Here is a 17,736-nt window from a genome sequence, read left to right on the forward strand (position 1 = left end):
CCGCGCCGCGCCGCGCTATGCCCCCTCGCGGTGCGGGGCGCGACGCCGAGTGGGTCCCCCCCCCCAGGGGCGGGGGGGCGCGGGGCGCCCCCCCGGGCGCGGCCCCCCCCCCCCCCCGCCCCCGGCCGCCCCCCCCCGGGCGCCCCCGACACTCTCACCGGGATGGACGAGGAAGTCGACATCGATGGTGCCCTTGGTCACGTCGAGCGCGCGGATGGTGTAGACGCGTGCCACCGGTCGCCGGTCGTCGGCTGGCCAGGCCGGCAGGCCATTGCCGCCGAGCACCGGCCACAGCGGATCGGGCACCTCCCTGGTCGGGAACAGTATGCGGATATGCATGCCGCCGAATTTGGCGAAGCGGGAAAGGTCCTCGCCGGCGAGGCGAATGCGGCGCATATGAGCGGTAAGGTCGCGAACATCCGTCACCGTCATCTCGCGGAACTGAGCGAGGCTGGTTTCGCCCGAGAGATCGCCGGTCCAGACGATCTCGGGGTTTTCCTCCCTGGCATAGACCTGGACCGCCGTCGCGAGCAGGTCCTGGATGCGGGCCAGCCCGTCGCTGTCGGCGGCATTGGCCCGCATCACCCGCCGCTCCACGTCGATGGAGGCACGGCCAAAGGCGAAACGGAAATCGATGCGCCGCCCATGATGCGAAGCATCGGCCTCGAAACTCTGCAGCCTGTCGCTGATGCGTTCCATGTAGTCGGGGAGGTGCCGCAGGTCGAGCCGCGCTTCGCAGACCAGTTCGCGCACCGATGCTTCGCTCATTCTAGCCTCCGATCCTGCCGGTGAAGGCCACCTTCAAAGTGCGGCCCTTGCCCTGTTCCGTTGCCGCCGAGGTCGACCATGCGCTTTGCGGGTCGGTGTAGGCGGTGTTGAAGACGTTATCGACGCCGAAATCGAGCTTCAGGTTGTCGTTGACGCGCCAGTTGGCGAAGACGTTGACCAGTTCGAAACCATCGTCGACGACCGGCATGGCGTTGGGATTGGTACGGCTGGTGCGGGTGATCTTGCCGACGCTGAGATATTGCGCACCGACGGTGAGCTGGTCCTCCAGCATGCGGAAGCCGATGGTGGCCGAGAAACGGTCGAGCGGCGTGTTGCTCAGCGCCTGGCCGGAATAGACGCCGCTGACGACCTTGGCGTCGATCAACGCCCCGGCAAGATTCACAAAACCCCAATTGTAGTCATAGACCATCTCGACCTCGACGCCCTTCAGGCGCGCGTCGCCGATGTTGATCGCCGTGCGCGGCAGGACCGTCAGGTCGACGTCGATGTAATCCTCGACGTCGGTGTGGAAGACGTTGACCTTGGCACGCAGCCGGTCGCCCGCGGTCAGCACGTCGTCATATTTCACGTTGATGCCGGCCTCCCAGTTCTTCGCCGTCTCGGGCTGCAGCAGAAGATTGGGTCGATAGCTATCGCCGCCGCCATGCGCGCCGCCGCCGCGGAAGACATCCTGCAGGCCCGGCGCCCGGTAGCCTTCGGAATAGGTGCCATAGAGCTGGAAGCCTTCGAACGGTGTAACGCCGACGGTGAGACGCGGCGACCAGCGGTCGCCTGAGATCGAGGCTTCCTGCGGAGGCACGGTGCGGGTCTCGCCATCCAGCTGGTAGCCGTCGTAGCGCATGGCGGCGATCACCTGCAGCCAGTTCTCGTAGTCGCCCTGCCACTGCAGGAAACCGCCGTAGCCCTGCTGCTCGCCGGCACCGAAATGAGCGGCCTCGGATGACGCTTCGAGATAGTAATAGTCGAGCCCGTAGGTCAGCGAGTGGGCGATCATCCCGCAGGACAACAGCCCACAAGGCATCGAGCGCAAGATCACGCTGATCGCCGCCGCCCTTGGGCTCGAGGACAAGGGCAAGGTGGTTTCCGCCGAGGTGCTCACTGCCTTTCAGGCGGCGGCCGATCTGGCGTCGAAGATTCCGCCGGGGCGGCGTAAGAAGGTGATGTTCTTCCATGGTCTCGTGAAGTTGAGTGCCGCCGGCGCCGGCACCTCGGCCGACGCCATCATCCGCTATGCCGGCGGCCTCAACCCGATGGACGTCGTGCAGGGCTACAAGGCGGCGTCGGAGGAAAAACTGATCGAGATGGCGCCGGATGTGATCGTGATGATGAGTGACGGCAAGGGCGGACCCACGCCCGAGCAGGTGTTCGCCAACCGGGCGCTGGCGGCAACGCCGGCGTCGGTCAACAAGGCGCTGATCGTGCTCGACGGCGCCTATATGATCGGCTTCGGCCCGCGGACATCAGATGCTATCCGCGACCTGGCGAAGGCGCTTTATCCAGAAGGATAAGCGTTGACCAAGCTTGCTGCTCAGATCTCCGGGATGTTCTCCTTGAAGATCACCTGCAGCCTTGGCTGGTGCAGTTCATAGGGCAGCCCCCGGACCGCATGGGTCAGGGTGTTGAGCGCTTCTCGGGCCTCGACACGCGGGTTCTGGTCGATGACCGCGTCGAGCGTGCCGTCGAGCAGGAGGTCCTTGGTGCCGTCCGTCACCTCGTGGCCGAGGAAGACCATGGACTGGGCGCGGCCGCGCTCCTTGAGCGCCCGGGCGATGCCGGTGTTGCCGGCGCCGACATTGTAGATCGCGGCAAGGTCGGGGTGCCGCTCCAGCAGGGCGGACGCTTCTGAATAGGCCTTCTCGCGGTCGTCGAGCATTTCGCGCATCTCGACGATCTGCAGATTGGGCGATTCCTCCGTCAGGATATGGCGGAAGCCCATCTCGCGTTCCTCATGGCCGCGATAGGACAGCGAGCCGGCGAACAGCGCCACCTTGCCCGGACGACCGGATCCCATGAAGCGGTTGAGCAGATAGCCGGCCAGCCGCCCGGCGGCGCGGTTGTCGATGCCGATATAGGCGACCCTGGGCACATGCAGGATGTCGGAGGCGATGGTCACCACCTTGATGTCGTTGGCCGACAGCGAGCGGATCGCCTCGCGCACCGTCGGATGGTCGAGCGCGATGACGCCGACGCCTTGCGTCCGGCCGCGCAGATCCTGCAGCAGGCGGGCGAGACGATCCGGATTGAACCCTTCGATGGTGGCAATGTGAACGTCGAGGTCTGGCCGTGACCGCGCCTGCGCCTCGATCTGGCGGTGCAGCATCTTGATGAAGGAATTGGTACCGGCGGGCAGCGCGAAATCAAGCCGGATGATGTCGCCGGGCAAAGGCCGCGGCGGCGCCCCATTCGGGCTTTCGGCGATATAGCCGAGGCGCTGCGCCATTTCGAGCACGATTTCTCGCGTGCGCGCCCGTACGCCGGGGCGGTTGTTGAGCACTCGGTCGACCGTGGCGGCCGAGACACCGGCTTCCCGGGCTATGTCAGTCAGGGTGGACCGCAACGTCTTTCATCTCCTGCATGCGTCAGGTCGGCTGGCGACGGCTTTCGTGCCGTCCGCGATTCTGATGGGAAATGATGTATCCGCCCTTGGCCGATGTGCAAGCCGCCGGGCTAAATCAAATCGCCCGGCAGGGCTTCGCAGACCCGGGAAGAGGCGTTTTCCCTCAGATCGAGGCATCAGGAGTGAGGTATGGATCCCGGGTTTGCGCATTTCCTCGCCCTTTTGCAATGTTGTGATGTCTTTTGACTATTTATGATGTTGACAGCCTTCCCATGCTGCCGTCAATATCCCTCATAGGGTCGTGGAGGAAACGTGGCCCTAAGGGAGGAGTTTCAATGTCCAATTTGATCCGCATCTCGCGGCGTCGCTTGCTTGCGTCCGGAGGAAAGGCCGCCGTGATCATGGCCGCCACTGGCATTGCGCCGCAATTCATTCGTCCCGGCCGCGCCTACGCGGCCGACGCGCTGGCGCCAGGCATGATCGGCGGCCCGACGGGCTTCGATGGGGCCGAGCGCTATCAGTACGGCGCCGACACGCCGGAAGGACGCGCCATCGAGGCGGCCAAGGCGCTAAAGGGTGCCGGCAAGGCGCCGGCCAAGATCGTACTCGGCCTGTCCGACGGCTCGATCGGCCAGCTCACGCAGCCGTTCCCGGCCGGCGCGCCATCGATCAAGGATCTGTGGGAGAAGGAGACCGGCATTCCGATCGAAATCGTCGGCCTGCCGAACGGCCAGGAATTCACCAAGACGATGCAGGACATCTCCACCAAGGGTGGGGCCTACGACATCTATTCGACCGAATGGAACCGCCTCGGCGACCTCGCCGAGACCGGCGGCATCGCCAAGCTCGACGACTTCGTCGCGCAGTACAAGCCCGAGTGGGACGATCCCACGAACGGGTATGTCAACGGCGCCAAGGGCGTGTCGCTGCTCAACAAATATCGCGGCTCGAACTATGGCGTGTCGCTGGACGGCGACTTCCAGACCTGGGTCTACCGCAGCGACCTGTTCGGCGACGAAGCCGAGAAGAAGGCGTTCAAGGACAAATACGGCTACGATCTGACGCCGCCGAAGACTTGGAAGCAGCATGGCGACATCGCCGCCTTCTTCCAGCGTCCGGACAAGGGTCTGTTCGGCTCGACCGACCTGCGCAACCAGGGCTGGGGCTATACCAACTGGTATCAGCGCTATGTCTCGATGGCCTCGCCCAACCAGTTCCTGTTTGGCGATGACGGCAAGCCAATGATCAATTCCGAGCAAGGCGTTGCCGCTACCAACGAATATGTCGCTTCGCTCGCGCATCATTCGCCGGATGCGATCTCCTGGGGTTGGCCGGAGCAATACGGTAATTTCGCCAAGGGCGGTGCGGCGATGACCTGTGCCTTCTCCAATCTGCCGAAATTCCTCGACAATGCCGGCAACAAGGACTCGGCTGTCACGGGCAAGATCGGCTCAATGCTGCCGCCCGGCCGCGAGATCGACGGCAAGCTGATCAGCCGTTCCGTGCTGTGGTTCTCGCTGACCGGCATGGTCTCGTCGCAGTCGAAGAACCAGGAGGTTGCCTATCTCCTGCTGCAATGGCTGGGTTCCGCCCGCATCTACGCGTGGATGAGCGCCAACCCCGGTGGTTACCTGGACCCGTTCCGGCTTTCGGATTTCTCCGATCCGCTGGTGCGCCAGACATACCATGCCTACCACATGGACGTGGTGCGCGAGACGGTAGCCCGCACCGTGCCGACCATCAACTATCCCGGCGCGACAGCCTTCCACAATGCGCTGGACGAGAACCTCATGGCGGCGCTGACCAAGGCCAAGACATCAGAGCAGGCGATGGCCGACACCGAGGCCGAATGGAAGAAGATCGCCCGCCGCACCGGCGAGGACAAATTGCTCGAAGCCATCAAGACCAACAAGGAGGCCTGGCCGACAGTTCTCGATCCGATCGTCTGATCCGTCTCCCTGGATCACATCGAAGGAGGGGAGGAGCTTGCTTCTCCCCTCCGCCCACAACGCCACCAGCAAAGCCGCCAGATGAAGCGTTCCATTCCCTTCGAGATATTCCGCTACGCCGCGATCCTCGCGGCCATGGCGGTGACGCTGGTGCCGATCCTGTGGATGGTGTCGATGGCGTTCAAGCCGATCGCCGAATGGTCGGCGACCGGTGCCGACCTGACATGGTGGCCGAAGAACCCGACGCTCAGCAATTTCCGTTTCGTCTTCGGCGAGTCGACCAACAATCTGATCGTCGCGCTCGACCGCACCGCGCTGAAACCTATCCTCTCGTCTCTGCTGTCGGCGGTTTTCGGCACGGTGATCGCCATGTCGGCGGGCACTGCCGCGGCTTACGGACTGTCGCGTTTCGGCTCCGGCCAGAACCTGCCGCTGGCACTGATCCAGCTCAGGCTGTTTCCGCCGATGGCGGTGATGATCCCGGTGATGATCATGTGGGCCTTCCTGAACTTCACCGACAGCTGGTGGGGCCTGGCGCTGATCTACGGCATCGTCACCTTGCCCTTCGCCTTCTGGCTGATGAAGACGTTCTTCGACGACATGCCGCGCGAGATCGAGGAGGCGGCCCTGGTCGAAGGCTGTTCGCGGCTGCGCGTCTTTACCCGCATCACGCTGCCGATGATGCGCGCGCCGCTGGCCAGTGCGGCACTCTTCGTCTTCATCCTCAACTGGTCGGACTATCTGATCGCGCTGCTTCTGACGACGCGCGAATGGGTGACGATCCCGGTCTACATGGCCTCGCTGTCGTCCTCGATGACCGGGCAGCTCTATGGCGCCAAGGCAGCGCTCGGCCTGATCGCCGCCGTGCCGCCGGTGATCATGGGCATCGCCATCCAGCGCCATCTGGTGCGCGGGCTGACATTCGGGGCGCTCAAGCAATGAGCGCGGTGACTGCCATGATTTCAAAGGACGAGATGAAAACCGTCGCAGCAAGGCCGGTTTCGCGCGACGAGGGCGTAAGGCTGGGTTTCCGGCTGACGCTGCCGGCGCAGATCCTGGTGCTGTTCATCTCGGCCTTCCCGTTGCTGATGCAACTTTACATCAGCGTCACCGACTGGTCGCCGCTGTCGGGCCTCGGCTGGTGGAACGCCTGGTCGATGTGGAACAGTTTTGCCAACTACACCGATCTTGCCGCCGATCCACGCTTCTGGAGCGCGCTGAAGCGCACGGCCATCGTCATGATCGTCTGCGTGCCGGCGGAGTTCCTGCTCGGGCTGGCGCTGGCGACGCTGTTTGCCGACGATTTTCCGGGCAAGCGGGTGTTCTATTCGATCCTGCTGATGCCGATGATGGTGGTGCCGGCGGTGGCCGGCTACATGTTCTTCATGCTGTTCCAGTCGGGCGGCCCGGTGAACGACATATTGTCAGCGCTCACCGGCTCGACTGTCACCATCGCCTGGCTGTCGGATCCGACGCTGGCGCTGATTGCCGTCATGGTCGCCGACATCTGGCAGTGGACGCCGCTGATGTTCCTCATCCTGCTCGCCGGCCTGGTCGGCGTGCCGGAGGACCAGATCAAGGCGGCGACGCTGCTCGGCGCCAATCCGTGGCAGCGTTTCGTCACCATCGTGCTGCCGAAGATGAAGACGATCATCATCATCGCGCTGGCGATCAGGGTGATCGAGAACTTCAAGATCTTCGATACGCTCTACATCATGACCGGCGGCGGTCCCGGCGTCGCCACCGAGACCATCTCCGTCTATATCTACAAGCTCACCACGCAGGATTTGATCTGGGGCTATGTGGCGGCGATCGCGCTGGCCATATTGGTCGTGCTCTCGATCGTCGCGGTGTTCGCCATGAAGCGCATGGCGCGGGCACGCGAGGTACTGGCATGAGCGCGATCCACCTGCAGAACCTGGTCAAGAAATTCGGCGACTTCACCGCGCTGAAGACCATGGACCTGGCAATATCAGACGGCGAGTTCATGGCGCTGCTCGGGCCGTCGGGCTGCGGCAAGTCGACGACGATGAACATGATCGCCGGCATGGAGGAACCGACCGGCGGCAAGATCCTGTTCGGTGAGCGCGACATGGCCGGCGTGCCGATGGGGCGGCGCGGCGTTGGCTTCGTGTTCCAGAACTACGCCATCTTCACCCATATGACGGTGCGCCAGAACCTTGGCTACGGTCCAAAAATGGGAGGGGCTGCCAAAGCCGAGATCGACCGCCGTGTCGGCGCCATCGCCGAAATGCTGCAGCTGACGCCGCTGCTCGACCGTAAGGCCGACCGGCTGTCGGTCAACATATTGCAGCGGGTGGCGATCGGCCGCTCGGCGATCATGGAGCCGGCGATCTTCCTGCTCGACGAGCCGCTGTCCAATGTCGACGCCGCTTTCCGGGCTGTCATGCGCACCGAACTGAAGCAGCTGCAGCGCCAGTTTCGCCAGACCATGGTCTATGTCACCCACGACCAGCTAGAGGCGATGACCATGGCCGACCGCATCGCGGTCATGGATCATGGCGTGCTGCAGCAGGTCGGCACGCCGCTTGAGGTCTACAACGATCCGGCCAATGTCTTCGTCGCCCGCTTCATCGGCGCGCCGGGCATGAACCTGCTCAAGGGCAGGCCGGCGGAGAGCGACCGTGGGCTGGTCGTCGATCTCGGACCGGTGGGCATCACCCCGCCGCTGCCGAGTGATCTGGCGGCGGCCGTTCGTGGTGCGCGCGGCGAGGTGCTTTACGGATTCCGGCCGGAACAGGCGACGCTGGTGCAGAATGGTCAGGGCCTCGCCATGCCGGTGACCTTCGTCGAGCGGATCGGTGCGCGCACGATCGTTCATCTCGGGCAGGGCGAGGCTGCCGTGAAAACGGTGTTCGACAATGATGTCGGACTGGCGATCGGCGACACCGCCATCGTCGCACCCACCGTGTCGTCGGTGCGTGTCTTCGACGCTGGCACTGGCCGCGCGATCAAGGCGGGGGGCTGAGATGTTCGCCCAGTCATATTTCGCAGGCCGGCGCTGCCCCTCACCCTTACCCTCTCCCCGTGAAGAACGGGGAGAGGGGGTCGCCGGCGTTGCGGCCATCTCCCTTCTCCCCGTCATTATACGGGGAGAAGGTGCCGGCAGGCGGATGAGGGGCAGCGCCAAGGCCGACAGTCTGTTCTCAACCAGCGGAGCGGACTGAACCATGGCCGATATCGTCTTCCGCAATGTGACCAAGCGCTACGGCGGCACACTCGCCGTCGACGACGCCTCGTTCACCGTCAACGACAATGAGTTTTTCTGCTTCTTTGGGCCGCCACTGTCGGGAAAGTCGACCATCCTGCGCCTGGTGCTTGGGCTTGAGACCCCTGATACCGGAGAGATCCTGATCGGCGGCAGACCGGTCAACGAGGTGTCGCCGGCCGAGCGCAACGTGGCGATGGTGTTTCAGAACCTGGCGCTGTTTCCGCATATGAGCGCGCTCGACAATGTCCGCTTCCCCCTGGTCGAACGCCGGGTCGCCGAGGTCGACATCAAAAGGCGGGTCGCCGACGTCGCGGCGAAGCTGCATATCGGCCACATCCTGCACAAGCCGCCGGGCCAGCTTTCGGGAGGCGAGCGGCAGCGCGTGGCGATCGCGCGTGCCCTGGTGCGCGATCCCAACGCCTATCTGATGGACGATCCGATCTCGGCGCTCGACGCCAGGCTACGCGAAGAAACGCGCGTCGAGTTGAAGCGCATCCAGCGCGAGCTCGGCAAGACGCTAATCTATGTCACGCACGACCAGGAAGAGGCGATGTCGGTCGCCGATCGCATCGCTATGCTGGAGGACGGCAGGATCAGGCAGATCGGTGCACCAGCCGAACTCTATGACCGTCCGGCCAGCACCTATGTGGCGCGGCTGCTCGGCTCGCCGATGATGAACATCCTTCGATCGGTGCGCGGCGAGGGCGGTGTCGAGGCGGCCGAAGGCACGATCCGCATTGCCGACAAGGCGGCGCCCGCGGACGCCGTCGAGATCGGACTGCGGCCGGAAGACATCAAGGTCGGACCGTGGCCCGTTGATGGAAAAGGGGATGGGGGCCCGGGCCGCCCAGCGCGGGTGTTCGAGGTCGAGCCGCTTGGCGGCTACACCGTGCTGACGCTCGCTGCCGGGCAGGCGCGGCTAAAGGCATTGCTGCGCGGCCAGCCTGACATCCGGCCCGACGCCATGGTGGCGATATCCTGTGAGGCGGCCAGGGTGCATTATTTCGGACAGAGCGGGGGAGCGCTGGCACGATGACGGCGGCCGCAAGGAAAGAGCTTCGGGAGGATCAGATGGCAAACAAGGGCTTCGAGCCGGACGTGAAGGTCCGCACGGAGGAATTCAAGATCGGCTGCGTCGGCGCTGGCATGATCATGGCCGAGTGTCATCTCGCTGCCTACAAGGAAGCTGGCTTCCCGGTGGTGGCGATCGCCTCGCGCACCCGGGCCAGCGCCGAGAAGGTGGCGGCGCGCTGGGCCATCCCGACCGTGCACGACACGCCGGAGCAGCTGATCGAGGATACGAATGTCGAGATCATCGACCTTGCCTTTCCGCCCGACCAGCAGCCGGCGCTGATCCGTCACGCACTGAAGCAGAAGCACATCAAGGCGATCCTGGCGCAGAAGCCATTGGCGCTGTCGGTCGAGGAAGCGGTCAAGCTGCGCGACGAGGCGGCCAAGGCCGGCAAGATCCTCTCGGTCAACCAAAACATGCGCTACGACCAGTCGATGCGGGTCTTGAAGCAGATCATCGACAGCGGCGCGCTGGGCGACATCGTCTTCGCGCAGATCGACATGCACGCCATCCCGCACTGGCAGAGCTTCCTGGAAGAATATGACCGGCTGACGCTCGCCAATATGAGCGTGCACCATCTCGACGTGTTGCGCTTCCTGTTCGGCGACCCGGATGAAATCACCACGCTGACGCGCAAGGATCCGCGCACGAAATTCGACCATTCCGACGGCATCACCGTGTCGACGCTGCGCTTCCCGTCCGGCGTGCTCGCCGTGTCGCTGGAGGATGTCTGGTCCGGCCCGCGCCAGGATGGCTACAAGGACGACCAGCACATCAACTGGCGCGTCGACGGCACCAAGGGGGTCGCCAAGGGCACCATCGGCTGGCCGACAGGTGCGGCCTCGACGCTGACCTATGCTTCCACCGAGACGACCGGCGGCGAGTGGGTCAGCCCGAGCTGGGACACGATGTGGTTCCCGCATGCCTTTATCGGCGTGATGGAACAGCTCCAGCACGCGGTGAAGACCGGCACGCCGCCGGCGCTGTCGGTCGCCGACAACGTCAAGACCATGGCGCTGGTCGAGGCGGGCTACCGCTCGATCGACGAGGGCCGCACGGTCAAGCTGTCCGAAATCTCGACAAACTGAATCACTGAGTCGCTTAAAGGGAGGAATTCACACCATGATGCAGGCAGGTATTTTCACGGGCTATTTCCCGTACGGCCTCGAAGAGACGGCGAAGAAGATCCGCGGGCTCGGTTTCAACACGGTGCAGCTCGACCTGCATTTCAAGGATGTCGACCTGTCGGCCGGGCAGATCACCAAGGACAAGGCCAAGACCGTGCGCGACGTTTTCCGCGACCACAATCTGCCGGTCTGCTGCGTGTCGGGCTACACCAACATCATCCATCCGGACAAGGCCGAGCGCGACAGGCGCGTCGGCTACCTCAAGGAGATCATCCGCAACGCCCGCCATTTCGGCAGCCCGTACGTGATCTCGGAGACCGGCACCTACAACACCGAATCCGACTGGGTGCATCACCCCAAGAACAAGACCGAGGAAGGGTTCGAGGAATGCCGCAAGGTGGTCGCTGATCTTGCCCAGACGGCCTATGACCACGGCGCGGTGTTCCTGCTCGAGACCTATGTCAACAACGTCGTCGGCTCGGTCGAGGAGACGGTGAAGATGTTCGCGCAGGTCGATCATCCCGGCCTTGGACTCTTGATGGATCCGACGAATTATTTCGAGACGCACAACATCGACCGCATGGACCAGATCCTGAACCAGGTGTTCGACACGCTGACCGACAAGATCAGAATAGCGCACGCCAAGGACGTCAAGCGCTCGGGCGGCGACAAGTCCGAGAAGCACGCCGATATCGGCGACGAGGACGCACTGGAGAGCCATACGTTCCGCGGCGTCGGCGAGATCGAGCTGCCGGCACCCGGCCTCGGCTCGCTGAACTACGATCTCTACCTTCAGCGGCTGGCGCAGAAGCATCCGAACATCCCGGTGATCATCGAGCATCTCTCGGAAGACGACGTGCCGCGCGCCAAGAAGTTCCTCGACGGGAAGTTCCGCGCCAACGGTCTTTGATGGTCATTAGCGCAGCCGATTGATGGGACGACAGTGCAGTGAAGAAGCGGCCGTGACATGGTAGAACTCTACGGCAAGACGCTTTCGCGCCGTCAGGTATCGGAACGTTCGGGCATGCTGTCGCAGTTCGCCGGCGTGCGGCTGATGACGCTTGGCGACGGGGTGGAACGCGGCATCCGCATGCTGGAGTTCCGCACCGGTTCGGGCCTGCGCTTCACGGCGCTGGTCGACCGGGCGCTCGATATCGCCGATTGCGACTTCAAGGGCCAGGCGATCGGCTGGCATTCGCCGAGCGGCTTTCGCAACCCCGGCCTGCACGATTACGAGGGGGAAGGCGGACTGGCCTGGGCGCGCTCCTTTTCCGGCCTGCTCGTCACCTGCGGCCTCGACCATATATTGGGCCGGGAAGAAGTGCCGGTCGATACCTACAACTATCCGGGCAGGAAGACCGTGGTGCATTCGCTGCACGGCCGCGTCGGCACCATTCCGGCGCGGCTGACCGGGTATGGCGAGGCCTGGGATGGCGACCGCTGCGTGCTGTGGGCCGAAGGGATCGTCCAGCAATCGGCGGTGTTCGGCGAGGATCTGCATTTATTGCGGCGCATCGAGGCCGATGTCGGCGGCAACGAGATCCGGCTGTCGGACCGCGTCGTCAATCACGGCTTCAACCGTACGCCGCATATGTATTTCTACCATGTCAATGTCAGCCACCCCTTGCTCGACGAGGGCGCGCGCTATCTGGCGCCGATCCGGGACGTCGTCTGGGCAGGCCATGATGGCGAGCTCTACGAGGCGCAGAAGGTCGGCTACCGCACGGTGCCGGCGCCGCGACTGGGTTTCAGCGAGCAGGTCTGGCAGCACGAGATGGCGGCGGACGCCAATGGCGAGGTGCCAGTGGCTGTTGTCAACGACCGTCTCGGACTTGGCTTCGAGGTGGTGACCCGCAAGGACCAGCTGCCTTGCGCCTATCAATGGCAGAATTTCCAGGCAGGGCAGTATGCGCTCGGCATAGAGCCCTCGACACACCATGTGCTCGGCAATCTCGCGGCGCGCGAGCGCGGCGAGATGATCTGGCTGGAGCATGGCGAAAGTCGTTCCTATGACGCGGTGTTCCGGGTGCTCGACGGCGCCGGCGCGATTGCCGCGGCTGAAGCGAAGATCGCGTCGATCGCCAGGCAGCCGCAACAGGATTATCCTGTGCCGTCGGGCAATTTTCCGAGACTGGCGGGCAGGGCATGATGCGAAACGAATGCTCCGGCTGGCGGGCCGGAAATCGGAGGTCGATGTGATGGGAAGAAAGCGCGACTACAGCCTGGTCGGCGAAAGCACACGCATCGCGATCGAGACCGGGCTGGCCTCGGCCGAATGGTATCACACCGATGTGCCGCGCAAGGCGATGAAGGAGCTGATGCAACGCTCGGACGGACCGGCGATCCGCGACACGATCATCTGGATCACTGCCATACTGGGCTCCGCCGCCGGGATCATCTGGTTCTGGAGCACGTGGTGGGTGGTGCCGTTCCTGCTCGTCTATGGCGTGCTTTACGGCTCCTCCAGCGACTCGCGCTGGCACGAATGCGGCCACGGCACCGCCTTCCGCACCCGCTGGATGAACGATGTCGTCTACCAGATCGCCAGCTTCATGCTGATGCGCAATCCGGTGACCTGGCGCTGGAGCCATGCCCGCCACCACACCGACACCATCATCGTCGGCCGCGACGCCGAGATCGCGGTGATGCGTCCGCCGGACCTGCTGCGCGCCGCACTTGCCTTCACCGGCGTTCTCGATTTCCGTTATTCGCTGCCGACACTGGTGCGCAATGCGTTCGGCAGCATCTCGCCCGACGAAAAGAGTTTTATCCCCGAGATGGAGCTGCGCAAGGTGGTCACCGCCGCGCGCTGGCATGTCGCCATCTATGTCGCGACGATCGCGCTGGCGTTCTATTTGTGGTCGTTCCTGCCGCTGGTGCTGATCGGCCTGCCGCGCCTCTACGGCAGCTGGCACATGGTGCTGACCGGCCTGCTGCAGCATATCGGCCTGGCCGACAATGTCACCGACCACCGGCTGAACACGCGCACCGTCTACATGAACCCGATCAGCCGCTTCATCTACTGGAACATGAATTATCACGTCGAACATCATATGTTCCCGATGGTGCCCTATCATGCGCTGCCGAAACTGCACGAACTGATCAAGCACGATCTGCCCGAGCCCAATCCATCGATGTGGCATGCCTATCGCGAGGTCTGGCCGGTGCTTATCAGGCAGCTCCGGTACGAGGACTATTTCCTCAAGCGTGAATTGCCGCCGACGGCGCGACCGTACCGGGAGGAGTTCCACGCGCTGACCGTTCCGGCGGCAGCGGAATAGAGTCGCAGGAGACAGAGATGGCCGACTGGGTGGAAGCGTGTGGGGTCAATGATGTCGAGGAAGAGGACGTCATCCGCTTCGATCATGGCGGCCGCACCTTCGCCATCTATCGCAGTCCCGATGACGAGTACTTCGCCACCGACGGCTACTGCACGCATGAGAAGGCACATCTGGCCGACGGGCTGGTGATGGACGACATCATCGAATGCCCAAAGCACAATGGCCGCTTCAACTACAAGACAGGTGTCGCCAAGGGCGCGCCGGTGTGCGTCAATCTCAAGACCTATCCAGTGCGGATCGAAGCTGGCAAGGTCATGATCGAGATCGGCTGACCTGCCGCAGCATACAACAAGAGGGGAACCCTTTCGATGAGCCGAAAAAGACCGACCGTCGCGGACCTGCGCGCCATGAAGGGCAAGCGCCAGCTGACCATGCTGCGCGTGCTGACGATGGACGAGGCCGAGGCGGCCGAGCGGGCAGGGGTCGACATCGTTTCGGTGCCGCCCGAACTGGTGCTCAACCCGCAATACCGCGACGCGGCGCCCAGTCTGTTCACCATGCCGGGAGACAATTTCTACGAGATCGGCACGTCAGACGATTTCCTGCGCTGGGCCTTCCGGCTCTACAAGGCCGGGGCCGACGCGGTCTATTGCAGCGCCGGCTACGCCACCATCAAGCGGATGGCCGACGATGCGATCCCGGTCATCGGCCATGTCGGCCTGATCCCGTCGCGCGCCACCTGGACCGGCGGCTTCAAAGCCGTCGGCAAGACGGCCGACACCGCCATGGAGATCTTCGCGGCGGTCAAGCAGTTGGAGGCCGCCGGCGCCATCGGCGCGGAAATCGAGGTGGTGCCGGTCGAGGTGGCGAAAGCGATCTCGGAGCGCACGTCGCTGATCATGCTGTCGATGGGGGCGGGCACAGGCTGCGACGCGCAATATCTGTTCGCCGATGACATTCTTGGCCAGAACCGTGGCCACATGCCGCGCCATTCCAAGGTCTATCGCAATTTCGCCGCCGAATACGATCGGTTGCAAGCAGAGCGCATCGCCGCGTTCTCGGAATATGTCGCCGACGTCAACAGCCTTGCCTATCCCGAGGACAGGCATGTCGTGCATATGGATCCGGGCGAACTACGCCTGTTCCTGGACAAGGTCGGTCGGGCTTAAGGCCGCTTGCCAATTTCCACCCGCGAGCATCGCGTAGAGCCCTTCGGCGTCGATGCCGAGCGGCCGGTCCTCCTTCAAGCCAGGGACCAGCGCGCGTATTGCCTTGTGAATTGCAGCGGTGCGTGGCGCCAGGGTCAGCCCTTCACGCAGGTCGACGGCCTGCGCGGCGGCCATCAATTCAAAGGCGATCAGCCGCCGCCACAGGTCGATCATCCCAGCGCATTTCGCGATCGCCAGCGGCGTCTGCGTGGCATGATCCTCGACGCCTTCCGACACGGGCAGGAAGTCGAGCATCACCGGATTGGCCTTGTGGCGGATGGCGGCAAGGATCGATGCCACTACCTTCTGCAGCGGCACGAAGCCGGCCGAGGCGCCGCCGACCGGCGACAGATATTTCGGCAGGCCGTTGCGGCCCGAACCGGTGAGCTGGATGAAGCGGGCGGCACTCGCGGCGGCACATTGAGCGATTGCCAGGCTGAGGGTCTCGAAGGCCAGCGAAAGTGCGGCGGTGTGGAAATTGCCGGTCGACAGCACCAGCCCGTCGTCACCCAGCACCAGAGGATTGTCGGCGGCGGCGTTGAGCTCGATCTCGACGGCATGTCTCGCCTGACCGATCGCATCGATCAGCGCTCCGTGGATCGACGGCATGCAGCGTATCGACAGCGGGTCCTGCAAAGTGGCCGGCGCCTGCGGCTCGTCACGGGCGAGCAGATCGTGCAGCACTTTGGCTGCTTCCTGCTGGCCGGCCGCCGGGCGCGCCAAATGCACGCGCGGATCGAGGATGGTTCGGTTGGCACCAAAACCCTCCATGGTCAGCGCGCCGGCCTGCTGCTGCTGGGCAAGGGCGGACAGTGCATCCGTCACCGCAAGTGCGCCGCTGCCGGCTGAGACCGCCGAAGCATTGATCAGCGACAGGCCGTCCTTCGGCGCCAGGCTGACGGGGGCGAGACGGGCCATCATCAGCGCCTTGACCGCCGGCATGCGGCGACCCTGATAGTCTGCCTCGCCTTCGCCGGTGAGCATGCGGGCGAGTGCCGTCATCAGCACCAGATCGCCGGCGCCGATCGAGCCGAGCGACGGCATGACAGGATGGACGCCGGCATTGAGCGCGTCGACCAAGGCGACGAAGACGTAAGGCGAAAGGCCAGAGCCTCCGACTGACAACATGGCTGCGCGGGCGGCCATGGTTGCGCGAACGGCTTCGACCGGCAGCGCTTCGCCGACCGCGCCGCTGCGCCCCTCCAGCAATTGCCGCTGGAAGGCGTTGGCGTCGCCCTCGACCGCGGTGCCGAGATTGGCGCCGAGGCCGGTGTTCAGGCCATAGATCTGCTGGCCGGACGCGGCGGCCTGGTCGAGCACTTTTCGCGCCTTCTCCAGCCTGCCGATGACATCAGGTCCGATTTCCACCTTGCGCCCATCGCGGGCGACCGCGGCGACATCGCCAACGCCGACGCCGGCTCCGGTAAGGTGAAGCGCGCTCATGCGAAGCGCAGCCTCTGGCCGATGCCCTGCGCCCGCGCCTTGGCCAGCATCGCCTTGCCCAGTGCAATGTCTGACAGCGACAGGCCGCGATGCCAGAACAGGATCGTTTCTTCGTCATTCTCACGCCCGACCTTGAGACCGGCGGCGATCTGGCCGAGCTCGGCATGCAGCGTCTTCTCGCTCAGCCGCCCGGTCTCGACATGGGCGCGTAGCGAGCCGAACTTGCCGCCCTTGCACTGGCCCCAGTCGTCGACGACCATCTTCCGCATGATGTCCGTCAGCGACAGCTCGACAGCACTCATCGTGCCATAGGGCACGACCAGCGCGCCGGGCTTGATCCATTCGGTCTTCAACAATGGTTGTGGCTCCGGTAGCCGCGAGGCTTCGACGACGATGTCGGCGCCCTCGATGCAGCTCTTCCAGTCGGCCACCGCCGTCACCGTCTTGCCGAGGTCGGCGGACAGTTTGGCGGCAAAACCGTCGCGGCTTTCCGGGCGGCGCGAATGGACGCGGATCTCGTCGAAGTCGAAGAGGTGGTCGAGCAGGCGCACATTCCAGTAGGCGGTGCCGCGCGCGCCGATATGGGCCAGCACCTTGGAATTCTTGCGCGCCAGATGCTTGGCCCCGATTGCGGTGACGGCGCCGGTGCGCATGTCGGTGATGACGGTGGCGTCGAGGATGGCGCGCGGCGTGCCGGTGCGCGGATCGAACAGATTGAGGATGCCGAATTCGGAAGGCAGCCCGTGCAGGTAATTGTCGACATAGTCGCCGACGATTTTCACGCCCGCCGTGTCGAGCGGCGCGACGTAGCCGCGCAAGACGTTGAAATGGCCGTGGAAGGACGGGTCCGGCTCGAGATGAACGCGCGGCTCGATCACCGTCTGGCCCTTGCCTTGCGCCACCAGGCCAGCCTCGACGGCGGCAATGATTTCACCATCGGTCATGGCAAGGGCATCGATGTCGAGGGCATTGAGGTAGTCGATGTAGATGGGCTTCATTTTACGCGCACACTTTCCTCGGCCACCCCGCTCATCCCCATAGCAGGCGGCGGCGCGACACGAAAGTTTGTTGCGCCGTC

General features: G+C 64.2%; 17 protein-coding genes. 12 read left to right on the plus strand and 5 right to left on the minus strand.

Features of this window, described 5'->3' with window-relative positions; translation table 11 throughout:
* Positions 1-15: 15 nt before the first annotated feature.
* Together NKH02_RS21930 and NKH02_RS21935 are read right to left on the minus strand one after the other, a co-directional pair.
* On the minus strand, positions 16-768 hold the full coding sequence (locus tag NKH02_RS21930; RefSeq protein WP_352881389.1) for a siderophore-interacting protein: 753 nt from the start codon (positions 766-768) through the stop codon (positions 16-18).
* Position 769: 1 nt separating this feature from the next.
* Positions 770-1,864: a TonB-dependent receptor domain-containing protein gene (locus tag NKH02_RS21935; RefSeq protein ID WP_352881392.1), complete on the minus strand. Its 1,095-nt coding sequence runs from the start codon at positions 1,862-1,864 to the stop codon at positions 770-772.
* On the opposite strand from NKH02_RS21935, the gene NKH02_RS21940 reads away from it, so the two are divergent.
* Positions 1,830-2,297 carry an ABC transporter substrate-binding protein gene (locus tag NKH02_RS21940; RefSeq protein WP_352881483.1) on the plus strand — a complete coding sequence of 156 codons (468 nt, stop codon included), beginning with the start codon at positions 1,830-1,832 and terminating at the stop codon, positions 2,295-2,297. The two genes, NKH02_RS21935 and NKH02_RS21940, sit on opposite strands and share 35 nt — an antisense overlap.
* Positions 2,298-2,317: 20 nt before the next feature.
* Here the strand turns inward: NKH02_RS21940 and NKH02_RS21945 are convergent, their stop codons facing one another.
* Complete coding sequence (locus NKH02_RS21945; protein WP_352873302.1) at positions 2,318-3,346, minus strand: LacI family DNA-binding transcriptional regulator; 1,029 nt, start codon at positions 3,344-3,346, stop codon at positions 2,318-2,320.
* A 335-nt stretch (positions 3,347-3,681) separates the two neighbouring features.
* On the opposite strand from NKH02_RS21945, the gene NKH02_RS21950 reads away from it, so the two are divergent.
* From NKH02_RS21950 to NKH02_RS22000, 11 genes are all read left to right on the plus strand, one after another.
* Entirely contained in the window at positions 3,682-5,295 is a 1,614-nt protein-coding gene (locus NKH02_RS21950) for an extracellular solute-binding protein (RefSeq protein WP_352881394.1), read from the plus strand.
* A gap of 81 nt (positions 5,296-5,376) precedes the next feature.
* Positions 5,377-6,237: a carbohydrate ABC transporter permease gene (locus NKH02_RS21955; RefSeq protein ID WP_183450686.1), complete on the plus strand. Its 861-nt coding sequence runs from the start codon at positions 5,377-5,379 to the stop codon at positions 6,235-6,237.
* Positions 6,234-7,193 (plus strand): carbohydrate ABC transporter permease, encoded by a 960-nt coding sequence (locus tag NKH02_RS21960; RefSeq protein WP_352881397.1) that lies wholly within the window; start codon positions 6,234-6,236, stop codon positions 7,191-7,193. The genes NKH02_RS21955 and NKH02_RS21960 overlap by 4 nt, the downstream gene beginning before the upstream one ends.
* The gene (locus NKH02_RS21965; protein ID WP_352881399.1) at positions 7,190-8,284 is read left to right on the plus strand and encodes an ABC transporter ATP-binding protein; all 1,095 of its coding nucleotides are present in this window, start codon (positions 7,190-7,192) and stop codon (positions 8,282-8,284) included. The genes NKH02_RS21960 and NKH02_RS21965 overlap by 4 nt, the downstream gene beginning before the upstream one ends.
* 202 nt (positions 8,285-8,486) lie before the next feature.
* Positions 8,487-9,563 carry an ABC transporter ATP-binding protein gene (locus tag NKH02_RS21970; RefSeq protein WP_352881402.1) on the plus strand — a complete coding sequence of 359 codons (1,077 nt, stop codon included), beginning with the start codon at positions 8,487-8,489 and terminating at the stop codon, positions 9,561-9,563.
* A 35-nt stretch (positions 9,564-9,598) separates the two neighbouring features.
* Complete coding sequence (locus NKH02_RS21975; RefSeq protein WP_352881405.1) at positions 9,599-10,687, plus strand: Gfo/Idh/MocA family protein; 1,089 nt, start codon at positions 9,599-9,601, stop codon at positions 10,685-10,687.
* Between the two features lie 34 nt (positions 10,688-10,721).
* Entirely contained in the window at positions 10,722-11,636 is a 915-nt protein-coding gene (locus NKH02_RS21980) for a sugar phosphate isomerase/epimerase family protein (RefSeq protein ID WP_352881408.1), read from the plus strand.
* 57 nt (positions 11,637-11,693) lie between these two features.
* The gene (locus tag NKH02_RS21985) at positions 11,694-12,875 is read left to right on the plus strand and encodes an aldose 1-epimerase family protein (RefSeq protein WP_352881410.1); all 1,182 of its coding nucleotides are present in this window, start codon (positions 11,694-11,696) and stop codon (positions 12,873-12,875) included.
* Positions 12,876-12,924: 49 nt separating this feature from the next.
* Positions 12,925-14,007: a fatty acid desaturase family protein gene (locus tag NKH02_RS21990; protein WP_352881411.1), complete on the plus strand. Its 1,083-nt coding sequence runs from the start codon at positions 12,925-12,927 to the stop codon at positions 14,005-14,007.
* A 17-nt stretch (positions 14,008-14,024) separates the two neighbouring features.
* Positions 14,025-14,339 (plus strand): MocE family 2Fe-2S type ferredoxin, encoded by a 315-nt coding sequence (locus tag NKH02_RS21995; RefSeq protein ID WP_352873288.1) that lies wholly within the window; start codon positions 14,025-14,027, stop codon positions 14,337-14,339.
* 36 nt (positions 14,340-14,375) lie between these two features.
* Positions 14,376-15,176: a 3-methyl-2-oxobutanoate hydroxymethyltransferase gene (locus NKH02_RS22000; RefSeq protein ID WP_352659027.1), complete on the plus strand. Its 801-nt coding sequence runs from the start codon at positions 14,376-14,378 to the stop codon at positions 15,174-15,176.
* Here the strand turns inward: NKH02_RS22000 and NKH02_RS22005 are convergent.
* Positions 15,141-16,658 (minus strand): HAL/PAL/TAL family ammonia-lyase, encoded by a 1,518-nt coding sequence (locus NKH02_RS22005; RefSeq protein WP_352881414.1) that lies wholly within the window; start codon positions 16,656-16,658, stop codon positions 15,141-15,143. The genes NKH02_RS22000 and NKH02_RS22005 overlap by 36 nt on opposite strands.
* The gene (locus tag NKH02_RS22010; RefSeq protein ID WP_352881417.1) at positions 16,655-17,656 is read right to left on the minus strand and encodes an ornithine cyclodeaminase family protein; all 1,002 of its coding nucleotides are present in this window, start codon (positions 17,654-17,656) and stop codon (positions 16,655-16,657) included. The genes NKH02_RS22005 and NKH02_RS22010 overlap by 4 nt, the downstream gene beginning before the upstream one ends.
* Between the last annotated feature and the right edge of the window lie 80 nt (positions 17,657-17,736).

Source organism: Mesorhizobium sp. M1396 (genome assembly GCF_040317725.1).
Classification (GTDB): Bacteria; Pseudomonadota; Alphaproteobacteria; order Rhizobiales; family Rhizobiaceae; genus Mesorhizobium.

Bases quoted from the DNA above. Each gene is read 5' to 3' on its own strand.
- NKH02_RS21930 (WP_352881389.1), bottom strand. From the start codon at position 768: ATGAGCGAAGCATCGGTGCGCGAACTGGTCTGCGAAGCGCGGCTCGAC.
- NKH02_RS21950 (WP_352881394.1), top strand. From the start codon at position 3,682: ATGTCCAATTTGATCCGCATCTCGCGGCGTCGCTTGCTTGCGTCCGGA.
- NKH02_RS21955 (WP_183450686.1), top strand. From the start codon at position 5,377: ATGAAGCGTTCCATTCCCTTCGAGATATTCCGCTACGCCGCGATCCTC.
- NKH02_RS21960 (WP_352881397.1), top strand. From the start codon at position 6,234: ATGAGCGCGGTGACTGCCATGATTTCAAAGGACGAGATGAAAACCGTC.
- NKH02_RS21965 (WP_352881399.1), top strand. From the start codon at position 7,190: ATGAGCGCGATCCACCTGCAGAACCTGGTCAAGAAATTCGGCGACTTC.
- NKH02_RS21970 (WP_352881402.1), top strand. From the start codon at position 8,487: ATGGCCGATATCGTCTTCCGCAATGTGACCAAGCGCTACGGCGGCACA.
- NKH02_RS21975 (WP_352881405.1), top strand. From the start codon at position 9,599: ATGGCAAACAAGGGCTTCGAGCCGGACGTGAAGGTCCGCACGGAGGAA.
- NKH02_RS21980 (WP_352881408.1), top strand. From the start codon at position 10,722: ATGATGCAGGCAGGTATTTTCACGGGCTATTTCCCGTACGGCCTCGAA.
- NKH02_RS21985 (WP_352881410.1), top strand. From the start codon at position 11,694: ATGGTAGAACTCTACGGCAAGACGCTTTCGCGCCGTCAGGTATCGGAA.
- NKH02_RS21990 (WP_352881411.1), top strand. From the start codon at position 12,925: ATGGGAAGAAAGCGCGACTACAGCCTGGTCGGCGAAAGCACACGCATC.
- NKH02_RS21995 (WP_352873288.1), top strand. From the start codon at position 14,025: ATGGCCGACTGGGTGGAAGCGTGTGGGGTCAATGATGTCGAGGAAGAG.
- NKH02_RS22000 (WP_352659027.1), top strand. From the start codon at position 14,376: ATGAGCCGAAAAAGACCGACCGTCGCGGACCTGCGCGCCATGAAGGGC.
- NKH02_RS22005 (WP_352881414.1), bottom strand. From the start codon at position 16,658: ATGAGCGCGCTTCACCTTACCGGAGCCGGCGTCGGCGTTGGCGATGTC.
- NKH02_RS22010 (WP_352881417.1), bottom strand. From the start codon at position 17,656: ATGAAGCCCATCTACATCGACTACCTCAATGCCCTCGACATCGATGCC.